Here is an 11,946-nt window from a genome sequence, read left to right as displayed (position 1 = left end):
ATTTTTTCTCACACAATTAGATTTACTTTTCAGCCACAATACAAGTTGCGACGGGATAATCTGGATGATAAGCGTCTAGTTCTTCAGATGTCAGTTCTTCTACGGCTATTCCATGATAACTAGCTATTACAGTGGTAGGGTTGCCATAGACATACAACTTATGTTGCGAGAAATTTTTATACATCCAGGCAAAAGCATCAGGTAAAGGCCGCCAATAATCAACAGGAGTCGCATGAATTCTAATAGCACTTGGTACCATTGCAAAACATTTTCCACCAGGTTTTAGCCAAGTGTAGATGTTTTCTACCACTATCCAGGGGGCATAACAATGTTCTAAAACGTTAAAAATTATCACTGAATCAAAAGATTCTGGCTTGACAACGGATACATCATGAGCATCCCCAACTATATCTACTCCTGGGCCTGGTTCTAAGTTGAGAATCTGATATGATGTGCCTGGATTAATTTGATAAAAATCTTTATCTTTTGGTGTCCCTCCTATTTCTAAGATGTTGCCACCGATTTGGGTTTGAATTTCTTTCAGAAACTTGCTGAGATAGTATCTATCGACGGGTGTACCTCTTGTCAATCCAAATGCTTGGCAAATGGGAACTGGTTTTTTCAAATCTCCCCAATCTATCGAACCTGTAGCAGGGGATAGTAAACCAAGATTTTCTAGATGTCCTACTAATTTACGGAAGTCTTCTATATTCTCAATAGATTCTAGGTCATCTTCTAATTGATATTGGGAAAATAATTGTGGCAAGACTTGGTAAGTTTCTCTACTTAATGAACCGAGTTCATATTGCATTTCCTTTTCGATAAAACTCCGAAAGCCTTTACCAAAAATTGTGAGGCTGCCATCTGCTAAAAAAACTAGGGCGTTTTGAAGAAGCTGATCGTATTTTTTTATCTCCTGAATTACTTTCTCTGATATAGGTTCTAACTTAACTTTTTTAAATATTTGGTAAGCTGTCTCTAAGGAATGTTCGTGAATAAATATTTCTAGTATTGTTAACCATGATTTTGATGGAATAATTTCTGCTGTTCGTTGACTCCAAGCAAAAATTGCATATAACTTTGAATCTTCAACTTTTAAAAAGGCGTTAGGTACATATTGTTTTGGCATATAATTAATCACTCAAAAGTTTTTAATAAAGAAGATGATTTGGGTATTATAAGCTATTTTTGATTTTATATATACGAATTATATTTGATTTTTGAACAGATACGTAGGGTGTGTTAGCGACAGCGTAACGCGCCAAATCCTTGACAATGGTGCGTTACGAACTTCGTTCTAACACACCCTACAATACCTAATTTTGTTCAAAAATCAAATAGTAGTCCTGTAATATGTTAGTCTTAATCCTAAATTACGTAATTTCATTGGTAAAGATAACAAAAATAGTACATAATTAATAATCTTTAGAGAAAAATAACTAATGGCAAAAACTAATGAAGTTGTTCCAAATATTTCTTTGTCTAGTTGGGACTATATTTCACCTGAATTTAAAATAGTTTATCCTGATTCATCTTTCCCCAATATGATTATTGGAGATATTAACAACTGTTATTGGTCTTATTTACGTCGAGATATTCCTCATAAATGGTATGTGGATAGAGATGAACCATTTATCGGGTTCCTCAATCGAGATGAGGCACATATTTTATATAATACAGCACTCAAATTTGCTGGGAAAAAAGCTTTAGAAATTGGTTGTTTGCGGGGTTGGTCTGCCTGCCATTTGGCATTAGGTGGCGTAGAATTAGATGTAATTGATCCTTTTTTAGCCAGAGAAGATGTTTATGAAAGTATAAGTCATTCTTTACGACTTGCTAATGTTCTCGACTCAGTTAATTTAGTAGCTGGTTATAGTCCACAAAAGGTAGAAGAGTTAGCTAAAGAATTACAACATAAGTGGTCATTGATTTTCATTGATGGCGATCATGAATCATCAGCGCCACTCAATGATACGATTGTTTGTGAACCGTTGGCAGAGGACGATGCTTTAATTTTGTTTCATGATTTAACTTCCCCTGATGTAGCGCAAGGCTTAGATTACTTAAAGCAAAAGGGTTGGAATACAATCGTTTACCAAACTATGCAAATTATGGGTGCTGCTTGGCGCGGGAATGTTGAGCCAGTAAAACATCAGCCAGATCCCCAAATTAATTGGGATTTACCAGAGCATTTAAAACATTATTCTGTGAGTGGATTATGAGTGTTTAATCAAAAGCGCATCTAATTTTAACTTAATGGGGATGCGCGATCGCTAATATTCCCGCATCTCCATCTAAAGTTACCTCTAGACCCACTGGTAAGGCTGCATTTGGACTATCATGGCCAAAAGGTAAGTCAGAAACAATCGGAATACCCAAATCACCCAAGCGATCGCGCAATACCTCTTCTACACTAAAACTAGGCACAGTTGGCGGCGCTTCACAGCGAGTAAAACCGCCTAAAGCAATACCGCAGACTTGAGACAAAACACCGCTCAAACGCCACTGTGTCAGCATCCTGTCGATACGATAGGGTGCTTCCGTGACATCTTCTAACGCCAGAATTACACCATTGAGATTTGGCAGGATTGGTGTACCTAAAAGGTGAGTTGCAACCGTGAGATTACCTGGTAACAAAGTACCAGTTATCACGCCGCCACCCCACCCGCAACCTTTGAGAGGCGCAAGAGGACGACCTTCTACCGAATCGAATAATCGCTCAATTGACCAATCTGGCTCATCTGCTAAAGTCACTAGGACGGGAGCATGAACGCCGGAAATTCCTGCTATATAAAGACTCCATAATAAAGCGGTGATATCAGAAAAGCCTATGAGCCACTTGGGAAGCCCTGAGTTTTGTTGCCAATTCCAATCTTCTAAAATGCGGGTGCTACCAAAACCGCCTCTGGCACAAAGGATACCACGACAATCAGGATCTTGCCATGCTGCTGCTAGTTGGTGACGACGGGTTTCATCTGTCCCTGCTAGATAACCCCATTTGTCATCTATCTGAGGACTGATTTCTAATTTATAACCGCGCGATCGCCAAATTTCTAGACTCTGTTCAAATACCTCAAATTCTCGCAAAGCACCACTAGGGGCAATTACTCGTATTAAGTCTCCAGGTTTTAAGGGCGGTGGTAAGATTTTGGATGGCATGAAAAGAGACGCGATTAAGTCTGTACAGGAATTAGGAGTTAAGAATAAGAACTATACCTCAGAACTCCGATAAAATTTTATTGAATTATTTTTGAAATTACCGGAGTGTTCCTATAATTAGGGTGAGGATTGCACAAACTGAAAAGAAACGTTTGCAGTCAAAGGCTCTGGTAGTGGTTTTCCCTGTGCTTGGTAATCTTCAATCAAAAGTTCCAGCACTTCCTCACCATTATTAAGAGCATCCGCGTAGGTATTTCCATGAGTGTGTGCATAAGGGCCAAACTCAGGTAGGCTGACAATGTATTTTTTATCTTCCATCGACCACTGAATTACAATACTATATTGTGGTTTCATTCCTCAGCAGTGCTAGCTTTTTGGGGCAAAAGATAAATACCTCCAGAGATTAAAGTTAAGGCGACAGAAATCCAAAATGCAATCAGAGATGGAGTTTGCCACATTTCACCCAAAGGCGCAATCAAAAGTGCGATCGCGATTATTTGACTAACAGTTTTGAGTTTACCCCAAATATTCGCCCCGGTAATCGTTGTTTGATTCACCCGCCAACCAGCGATCGCTAATTCTCGCGCTAAAATCAAAAACACTCCCCAAGCTGGGACTTTTCCTAGTTGAATAAAAACCAGTAACGGCGCAAGTACCAGAAGTTTATCCACCAAGGGATCGAGAAACTTACCCAATTCACTAATTTGGTTGAGTTTCCGCGCCAAATAGCCGTCTAACCAATCAGTCAATGCAGCAACAAGAAAAATCGCCAAACATATCCACTGAGCTTGAGGTGTGGGATTATATAAACCGTAAAGCAGAAATGGTATCCCCAATAGACGAGAGAAGGTAATCCAGTTGGGTAGAGTCATAGGGAATTCAAAAATCAAACTTCAAAATTAACAAGCGTAAAGCAACAAGCAGCCAAGCAAATATGCAAAATCTATGCAGATTAGTGTATCTGAGTGTGGCTGCGTGGGAAAATCTGTTTTCTGTAGCTCTCTTAAAACAATACTATGACTGAACACACAGACAACCAGTTCCGTATCGAATGCGATTCGATGGGCGATCGCCAAATTGCTAGTAGCGTTTATTACGGTATTCAAACGCTGCGGGCAATCGAAAACTTTCCTATTAGCGGCATTAAGCCTCTACATACTTACGTAGATGCTGGATTAATCATTAAAAAAGCTACGGCAATTGTGAATGGAGAACTGAATTGCATTCCTCAAGATATTAGTCAGGCGATTATCCAAGCAACTGATGAAATTCTGGCTGGGAAGTTGCGGGATCAGTTTGTCGTCGATGTTTATCAGGCGGGTGCTGGAACATCTCATCACATGAATATCAACGAAGTTTTGACAAATCGCGCCTTAGAAATTCTGGGTGAAGAAAAGGGTAATTACAAACGTGTTAGTCCTAACGATCACGTTAATTATGGGCAGTCTACCAATGATGTGATTCCTACCGCCATTCGGATTGGTGGATTATTGGCATTATCCAAAACATTACACCCAGCAATAGATAGTGCGATCGCATCCTTAGAAAACAAAGCTGTAGAATTTCAAGATATCGTCAAATCTGGTAGAACCCACTTACAAGATGCAGTACCAGTGCGTTTGGGTGAAAACTTTCGGGCTTGGGCGCAAATTCTTACAGAACATCAAAACCGGATTTACACCGCCTCTGGTGATTTAATGGTGCTAGGTTTGGGAGGTAGTGCAGCCGGAACAGGATTAAATACTCATCCTCTTTATCGCGCCCGTGTAGTGGAAGTTATCTCAGAATTGATTGATACACCTTTAGAACCTGCGCCCCATCTGATGGCAGCTATGCAGAGTATGGCCCCATTTGTGAATGTCTCCGGTGCTTTACGCAACTTAGCGCAGGATTTAGTCAAAATATCTCATGATTTGCGGCTGATGGATTCGGGGCCAAAAACTGGTTTGAAAGAAATACAACTTCCCCCAGTGCAACCCGGTTCCTCGATTATGCCAGGGAAATATAACCCAGTCATGGCAGAGATGACATCAATGGTGTGTTTTCAAGTGATGGGTTACGATAGTGCGATCGCATTAGCCGCACAAGCCGGACAATTAGAATTAAATGTGATGATGCCACTAATTGCCTATAACTTGATTCACAGTATCGAAATCCTGGGTAATACCATCGCCGCACTCACCGAACGCTGTATCAAGGGAATCACAGCTAACCAGGAACGTTGTTTAGCTTATGCCGAAGGTAGTTTAGCTTTAGTAACCGCACTAAATACCCACATCGGTTATTTAAATGCCGCATCTATTGCCAAAGAATCTTTAGAAACTGGTAAATCTCTACGCCAGATTGTACTAGAACGCGGGTTGATGAGTGAAACAGACTTAGCTACAGTGTTAAATCTAGAACAAATGAGTGGTATCTTACCGCTCAAAACAGAATAATAGATTATGGGGAATTGGGCATTGGGCATTGGGCATTGGGCATAGTTATTCTCTTTGTCTCCTTGTACCTTTTTCCCCTCATTCTCCCCATGCCCCATCCCCCATCCCCAATTCCCAATCCAAAAATCTATGCAGACTCAAAACCCATCAGTTAGTCTCATTCGGGCTACATCTTACGAACGAGAGGCTTTACGAGAATCCTTAGTTATTCTTCTCGAACCTTTTGGAGGAATAGCAGCATTTGTCAAAAAAGGCGATCGCGTTTTACTCAAACCCAATCTACTTACAGGATCGCGTCCTGGTAAAGAGTGTATCACCCGTGCCGAACTAGTTTACGAAGTTGCCCAGATGGTAATTGAAGTTGGAGGTAAGCCATTTTTGGGTGATAGCCCTGCTTTTGGCAGTGCCAAGGGCGTAGCGATCGCAAACGGCTATCTGCCTATTTTAGAAGAACTCAATCTTCCCATCATCGATTTTCAAGGTCAACGTTACCAAACCGTCAGTGAAAATTTTAATCATCTGCGACTATCTAAAGAAGCAATGGAAGCAGACGTAGTGATTAACCTACCTAAAGTAAAATCACATGCCCAGTTGACATTAACACTGGGCGTAAAAAACTTATTTGGTTGCGTCCCCGGTAAAATGAAAGCTTGGTGGCACATGGAAGCCGGAAAAGATGCGAATAGATTTGGTGAAATGTTAGTAGAAACTGCCAGGGCTATTAACCCTAACTTAACTATATTAGATGGCATTATCGGTCATGAAGGAAATGGCCCGAGTAATGGTGAACCTCGCCAACTGGGAATTTTAGCAGCTGCATCAGATATATTTGCCTTAGATCGGGCAATGGTAGAAATCCTCAATGTTCCTCCTGAACAAGTACCTACAGTTGCAGCTTCCCAAAGACTAGGAGTTTGTCCAGAACTTGCTGCTATCGAATTTCCACATTTAAATCCCGACTTATTAAAAATAGAAGATTGGCGGCTACCAGACAAGTTGATGCCCATTGATTTTGGTATGCCCCGCGTAATTAAGTCTACCTTTAAGCATCTTTACACCCGATTTATTAAAGAACCAATTAGTGTTTACGGAAGGAATTAGAGACGGGGGGAGATGAGGGCGATGAGGGAGATCATGGGGAATTATTTAACAAGTTTCTCCCTTCTATCTTCCAATTCTCAATCCCCAATCCGCAACTTAGTGCAAACTTCGTTACAGCAATTTCATTTATTAGCAGATTAATCTGTAATTACCCTCCGATTGCTTAACCAGACCGCCCTATTATATTTAGTGGCGGTTTTTTTAAAGGATTAGTTTGTTATAAAATTTCTCGTGTGGGATTGTGATGTATTCCAAAAGTTATATGGATTTAGCATCTGGAAACTGGAATTGGGTATTTTGTTCATAACCCTCTACGTCATCTTCTAAAATATTCTTTACTCTACCTATATATAGATTGACAAAAAGGCTGTGATATTAAATATTTGTTAAATTAAAATTCTTAAATATTTATTTAGTAGTATCACTGAATTAATGCTGAACAATACAGTTCACGTATCTGTATTTATTCGGTAGTGATCATTGGTTACAAAAATAATTCCTACCATTTCTTCTCTGGTGTCAAATATTCGTCTGTATAACTACTGGATAACAATCAAAAGCACTGATAGATATTCAGTACAATTGCTAATTTGTGTCCTGTATCACAAATTAGCAATTCTAGTAAAATGACCTTATCAAAGGTATTTTAGAATGTTATAATCATGAAGTATCAGACAAATATGTTTTGCTAATTAATCTTTAAGCAGCGAAAAAATGTAATTTATGATGCTGTCAAAGTCGGCTTTGCGTATGCGAACCGTTACACCATACAGGGAAACATCTAAAAATATTAATTACAAAATAAAACATGATTTGTTTACTTGTAACTTTGTATTAAGAAGTCCATGTATAAAAAGGCTAATATGACAGTTGTCTAACTGGTTGTAAGTTGTAGAATGCTACACATTTTACATTTTCAACATAGCTAAAATACCATTAATACTCTCAATTAGAGAGTAGACCTATACAGTGTTACGAAGAACTTCAATTTTGTATGAATTCAAATAGCCAGTCTGCCAATTCTACCGACACATATTCCCAACGTTTGGCAGACATTGTGGGAACTGCGATCGCTCTGTTGACTCTTATCCTACCCGTATTTGTCATCGCCCACTATTCTTCAACTAATGTTCAGAATAACCAGCAACCAGCGATCCAAAACGTCAAAGGAAGTCAAGACTGACAAAGCTTACCAGTAGTATTTTACCAACATAAGGGCTACAGTTCACATTCTGCGGGTGCGATCGCGATCAAAACCAAACGAGCCGGAAAATTTATTGTAGTAACCAATGCCTTGATACCCAAGAACTCAGCGATGACTTTGTTTTAGGTGAATATAAGGTACATCATCCTACTGAGCATCGTTTTCAGTTTCTCAAATATCTAGCCCTTTCAAGGTGGGTAAAATTTTTTCTTTTTTTGCATAGCAGGAACAGTTAATTTCTTTGTTGATACCATGACACATATTCATTACTGGGCTATTTTAGTTCTCAATATGTCCATGAAGTTGAAGCAGCATGTAAGTAGCTTATAATACCAAAAAATATTTTTGCAATAAACCTAATGAATACCTTGAGATGAATACCTTGGGAAGAGATCCATATTGTCCTAAAATTCTACACGGGGAGCGAAGCTGACTTACTGCTTCCATGATTCACTGTTATCAGAGGACTTTTTTGTGGATTTATCTCGTATTCCTGCACAACCGAAACCCGGTCTAATCAACGTTCTGATTGAAATTACTGGCGGAAGTAAAAATAAATACGAATACGACAAGGAACTAGAAGCTTTTGCTCTAGACCGAGTACTTTATTCCTCGGTACAATACCCTTATGACTACGGCTTTGTACCTAATACTTTAGCTGAAGATGGCGATCCACTAGATGGTATGGTCATAATTGATGAGCCAACCTTTCCAGGCTGTGTTATTGCTGCACGACCAATTGGTTTCTTGGAGATGATTGACGGTGGCGATCGCGACGAAAAAATCCTTTGTGTTCCTGACAAAGATCCACGCTACACTCAGGTCAAATCCCTGAACGACTTAGCGCCACACCGCTTAGATGAAATTGCCGAGTTTTTCCGTAGTTATAAAAATTTGGAAAAAAAGGTGACTGAAATTCTCGGTTGGCAAGATGTAGACAAGGTTGCAGCTTTAGTTGAAAAATCCGTTAAAGCTTATAGAGGATAATAGAAAAGTTAGGAGTTAAGAGTTAAGAATTAAGAGTTATTAATTTTTATTCCTCACTCCTGTTGTAGAGACGCGATTAATCGCGTCTCTAGTTGTTACGGATCGCAAAAACTGCCACCAATCCCAAACCAGAATGCAGCGTACTATCCTTTTGGCAAAAATTCATAATTGCACCCTCACGGGGGCGAATATCAACTACGTGGGTAGTATCAGCATCGATGAAATGCTTTTGGAAAAAGCTGGGATCTTACCTTATGAGCAAGTGCAAGTAGTTAATAGTGCCAACGGTCAGCGCTTTATTACTTATGCGATCCCGGCTCCAGCCCATTCAGGAGTAATTGAGCTAAATGGGGGTGCGGCACGTCTAGGCATTATTGGCGATCGCTTGATTATAATGACTTACGGGCAGTTCACTCCAGAAGAGTTAAAAAATTACTCTCCTACGGTAGTCATTGTGGACGAAAAAAACAGGCTGTTGGAAGTTCGACGCTACGATGACCTGCTCGTTAAGGTCTAATTTCAAAGAAAATGTCAAATTTTGAGTTGTCAGATTCCCAGAGCTACGTACCTGAAAAGTCTGCTACCCTGCCAAGTAGCCCAGCAGATGAATTTATGATTAAATTTTGGGGTGTACGAGGTTTAATTGCCACCCCAGACACCAGCACCCACCGCTATGGTGGTAATACAGCTTGTGTAGAAATGTCTGTAGGTGGGAAACGCTTGATTTTTGATGGCGGCACCGGCTTACGCATACTGGGTAAAACTTGGCAAGAACTACAACAGCCAATACAAGCACATTTATTTTTTACCAACTGCCAATCAAACCGAATTCAAGGGTTTCCCTTTTTTGCTCCTGCATTTATTCTAGAAAATTCCTTCCATATTTACAGCACAGCTGCCTCAAATGGAGCCTCAATCAAACAATGTTTGTACGATCAGATGCTCCAGCCCCACTTTCCTTACCCTTTACAGGTAATGCAGTCGGAATTGCAGTTTTACAATCTGACTCCAGACAATGATGTAAAACTAGATGATGTCACTATTGCGATCGCATTAATCAATCAAACTCAGCGCTCAGTTGGCTACCGAGTTACTTGGCAAGATTATAGTGTTGCCTACGTCACGGATTTACACCAAAATGCCGAGCAAGTGGAGCGAGAGCGGATTTTAGAGTTTATTAAAGGCGTTGATTTGCTGATTGCCAATGCCACTTATACTCCCCCTACGTCTCACAACCATGATTCTGCTGATTTACTCTGGCAAGCTGCGGTGAATGCAGCTTTAAATGCTGGTGTACAACGTCTAGCCATTTCTCATCATCACCCAGATGACCATGATGATTTTCTTGACCAGGTTCAAGTCGATGTTAAATCTGCTTTTCCTCAAGCAGTATTAGCCCATGAAGGTCTAGTATTAACTGTTGGTAAGTGATTTAGAGTCATTGTACGATCTACGGTATAGCGGTTCCCATTCAGATACGGTACAAAATAATATCGCTTGGTGTAAGGGCACACCAATGAGCATTGCTGTGCCCCTACTATTCCACACAATTAAAATCGGCTGGCTATATTGCCCCTACGAAGCATTTTGCAACTCGGCTGTGCGGATTGAAAGCTGCTGTGTCTGCTCACCTCGTTGCACTTTCACCTGTAATACTTGACCAAGACGACTATCTTCTACAAAGTTCTGCAATTGTTCAGCACTGCTAATAGCTTTACCATCAACTTGCAGAATTACATCCCCGCGCCGGATACCGGCAGATGCGGCGGGAGAATTGGGGACAACTCGCATGACAAAAACACCATTAATTTCTGGTATTTGAATCGGAGAGTTGGGATCGGTGTTATTTTGCTTGGCAAGATCGGGTGTTAAAGTTAGCATTTGCACGCCTAAATAAGGGTGAGCAACTTTACCATCACGTTGCAGTTGCGCTGCGATCGCTTTCGCTTTATCAATAGGAATGGCAAACCCAATACCCATCGCGTCGGGACGAATGGCTGTGTTAATGCCAATCACTTCACCTTGGCCATTTAATAGTGGCCCGCCAGAGTTACCTGGGTTAATGGCAGCATCGGTTTGAATGAAATCCAACCGTTTATCACTAATGCCAACTTGGGCGCTGGAACGTTTGAGTGTACTGACAATCCCCAAGGTAACGGTGTTATCAAATCCTAAAGGATTACCAACTGCGATCGCCCAATCTCCTACTTGGACATTAGTCGAAGAACCCAAGGGCGCGACTGGTAAATCGTTACCAGCGTTAATCTTGACTACTGCCAAATCTGTGACTTCATCAATACCTTGAACTTTCCCTTCAAAGGTGCGACCATCTTTGAGCCTAACTGTTACCTTATCAGCCTTATCGACCACATGAGCATTAGTCAGAACTAACCCACTCTTGTCAATAATGAAACCTGAGCCTAAACCCCGTAACTGCTCAGAAGACGGCATCTGTTGAGAGAAACCGTCACCGAAAAACCGACGGAAAACGGGGTCTTCCATAAATTGATCGGCACGACGAGTAATTGTCCGCTCGGTATCAATGCGAACAACTGCTGAACCCACACGATTTACTGCTGCTGTGACAAAACTAGTACTACCGATCGCAGCCGTAACTGGTGATTGCCGTTGGGCATCCACTTGTGAAGTATCTTTAGCTATGACGATGGGTGCGGGTTCCGCTTGGGAGGGTAATACCTGCAATGTGCTAACGGTTAGAATAACTCCTAGCGCGATCGCTAAAACATAACTACTGAGTTGACGTAAAGACCTGGGTAATTTGAGAAATCGCATAATCACAACCTAATATATCAGCCTAGTTGTTGCTTAGTCGTGACAAATCTATTTACAGTTATTTTTACTTTCGGTTTCGCCTGCTCTTTCCAATACTGTGGTTAGGGCATTTTACGAGCTACCTGTAATCAAGTTAATGGAAAATTTAACCCAAAAGCTATTATGGACATTTGTTAGAGTCGGTGGGAGGTATTATCCTCCGCGCCTCTCTGTTAGAACCGGACGTGCGCCTTTCGGTGCATCCGGCTCCCGATATTCTTAGGG

At 40.8% G+C, this 11,946-nt stretch carries 12 protein-coding genes; 7 read left to right on the top strand and 5 right to left on the bottom strand.

The annotated features are described in order from the left end of the window. Nucleotides 1-22 precede the first annotated feature (22 nt). Nucleotides 23-1,129 carry a methyltransferase domain-containing protein gene (locus V7K98_RS25790; protein ID WP_335027112.1) on the bottom strand — a complete coding sequence of 369 codons (1,107 nt, stop codon included), beginning with the start codon at nucleotides 1,127-1,129 and terminating at the stop codon, nucleotides 23-25. Nucleotides 1,130-1,442: 313 nt separating this feature from the next. On the opposite strand from V7K98_RS25790, the gene V7K98_RS25785 reads away from it, so the two are divergent. Then, on the top strand, nucleotides 1,443-2,222 hold the full coding sequence (locus V7K98_RS25785; protein ID WP_335027110.1) for a class I SAM-dependent methyltransferase: 780 nt from the start codon (nucleotides 1,443-1,445) through the stop codon (nucleotides 2,220-2,222). 31 nt (nucleotides 2,223-2,253) lie between these two features. Here V7K98_RS25785 and V7K98_RS25780 read toward each other — a convergent pair whose 3' ends face one another. The 3 genes from V7K98_RS25780 to pgsA form a co-directional block, all read right to left on the bottom strand. Further along, nucleotides 2,254-3,159, bottom strand: a complete 906-nt coding sequence (locus V7K98_RS25780) for a S66 peptidase family protein (protein ID WP_335027108.1) — start codon at nucleotides 3,157-3,159, stop codon at nucleotides 2,254-2,256. A 117-nt stretch (nucleotides 3,160-3,276) separates the two neighbouring features. Further along, nucleotides 3,277-3,513: a type II toxin-antitoxin system HicB family antitoxin gene (locus V7K98_RS25775; RefSeq protein ID WP_196525292.1), complete on the bottom strand. Its 237-nt coding sequence runs from the start codon at nucleotides 3,511-3,513 to the stop codon at nucleotides 3,277-3,279. After that, on the bottom strand, nucleotides 3,510-4,031 hold the full coding sequence (gene pgsA, locus V7K98_RS25770) for a CDP-diacylglycerol--glycerol-3-phosphate 3-phosphatidyltransferase (protein WP_335027104.1): 522 nt from the start codon (nucleotides 4,029-4,031) through the stop codon (nucleotides 3,510-3,512). The genes V7K98_RS25775 and pgsA overlap by 4 nt, the downstream gene beginning before the upstream one ends. A 144-nt stretch (nucleotides 4,032-4,175) precedes the next feature. Here pgsA and V7K98_RS25765 point away from each other — a divergent pair, with 144 nt between their 5' ends. The 6 genes from V7K98_RS25765 to V7K98_RS25740 all read left to right on the top strand — a co-directional run bounded on the left by V7K98_RS25765 (nucleotide 4,176) and on the right by V7K98_RS25740 (nucleotide 10,320). Then, a complete protein-coding gene (locus V7K98_RS25765; protein WP_335027102.1) occupies nucleotides 4,176-5,597 on the top strand; it encodes an aspartate ammonia-lyase in 1,422 nt (473 codons plus the stop codon). Between the two features lie 129 nt (nucleotides 5,598-5,726). Beyond that, complete coding sequence (locus V7K98_RS25760) at nucleotides 5,727-6,698, top strand: DUF362 domain-containing protein (protein WP_335027100.1); 972 nt, start codon at nucleotides 5,727-5,729, stop codon at nucleotides 6,696-6,698. Nucleotides 6,699-7,692: 994 nt separating this feature from the next. Next, a complete protein-coding gene (locus V7K98_RS25755; protein ID WP_335027098.1) occupies nucleotides 7,693-7,881 on the top strand; it encodes a hypothetical protein in 189 nt (62 codons plus the stop codon). Between the two features lie 495 nt (nucleotides 7,882-8,376). Then, a complete protein-coding gene (locus tag V7K98_RS25750; RefSeq protein ID WP_335027096.1) occupies nucleotides 8,377-8,889 on the top strand; it encodes an inorganic diphosphatase in 513 nt (170 codons plus the stop codon). Nucleotides 8,890-9,022: 133 nt separating this feature from the next. Continuing rightward, nucleotides 9,023-9,406, top strand: a complete 384-nt coding sequence (gene panD, locus V7K98_RS25745; protein WP_335027094.1) for an aspartate 1-decarboxylase — start codon at nucleotides 9,023-9,025, stop codon at nucleotides 9,404-9,406. 11 nt (nucleotides 9,407-9,417) lie between these two features. Continuing rightward, complete coding sequence (locus V7K98_RS25740; RefSeq protein WP_335027092.1) at nucleotides 9,418-10,320, top strand: MBL fold metallo-hydrolase; 903 nt, start codon at nucleotides 9,418-9,420, stop codon at nucleotides 10,318-10,320. Between the two features lie 144 nt (nucleotides 10,321-10,464). On the opposite strand, the gene V7K98_RS25735 is transcribed toward V7K98_RS25740, so the two are convergent. Continuing rightward, nucleotides 10,465-11,682 carry an HhoA/HhoB/HtrA family serine endopeptidase gene (locus V7K98_RS25735; RefSeq protein WP_335027090.1) on the bottom strand — a complete coding sequence of 406 codons (1,218 nt, stop codon included), beginning with the start codon at nucleotides 11,680-11,682 and terminating at the stop codon, nucleotides 10,465-10,467. Nucleotides 11,683-11,946 lie beyond the last annotated feature (264 nt).

This window comes from Nostoc sp., from assembly GCF_036917435.1.
Classification (GTDB): Bacteria; Cyanobacteriota; Cyanobacteriia; order Cyanobacteriales; family Nostocaceae; genus Nostoc.
This window is presented reverse-complemented; position numbering and strand designations above follow the sequence as displayed.

Bases quoted from the DNA above. Each gene is read 5' to 3' on its own strand.
- V7K98_RS25790 (WP_335027112.1), bottom strand. From the start codon at position 1,129: ATGCCAAAACAATATGTACCTAACGCCTTTTTAAAAGTTGAAGATTCA.
- V7K98_RS25785 (WP_335027110.1), top strand. From the start codon at position 1,443: ATGGCAAAAACTAATGAAGTTGTTCCAAATATTTCTTTGTCTAGTTGG.
- V7K98_RS25780 (WP_335027108.1), bottom strand. From the start codon at position 3,159: ATGCCATCCAAAATCTTACCACCGCCCTTAAAACCTGGAGACTTAATA.
- V7K98_RS25775 (WP_196525292.1), bottom strand. From the start codon at position 3,513: ATGAAACCACAATATAGTATTGTAATTCAGTGGTCGATGGAAGATAAA.
- pgsA (WP_335027104.1), bottom strand. From the start codon at position 4,031: ATGACTCTACCCAACTGGATTACCTTCTCTCGTCTATTGGGGATACCA.
- V7K98_RS25765 (WP_335027102.1), top strand. From the start codon at position 4,176: ATGACTGAACACACAGACAACCAGTTCCGTATCGAATGCGATTCGATG.
- V7K98_RS25760 (WP_335027100.1), top strand. From the start codon at position 5,727: ATGCAGACTCAAAACCCATCAGTTAGTCTCATTCGGGCTACATCTTAC.
- V7K98_RS25755 (WP_335027098.1), top strand. From the start codon at position 7,693: ATGAATTCAAATAGCCAGTCTGCCAATTCTACCGACACATATTCCCAA.
- panD (WP_335027094.1), top strand. From the start codon at position 9,023: ATGCAGCGTACTATCCTTTTGGCAAAAATTCATAATTGCACCCTCACG.
- V7K98_RS25740 (WP_335027092.1), top strand. From the start codon at position 9,418: ATGTCAAATTTTGAGTTGTCAGATTCCCAGAGCTACGTACCTGAAAAG.
- V7K98_RS25735 (WP_335027090.1), bottom strand. From the start codon at position 11,682: ATGCGATTTCTCAAATTACCCAGGTCTTTACGTCAACTCAGTAGTTAT.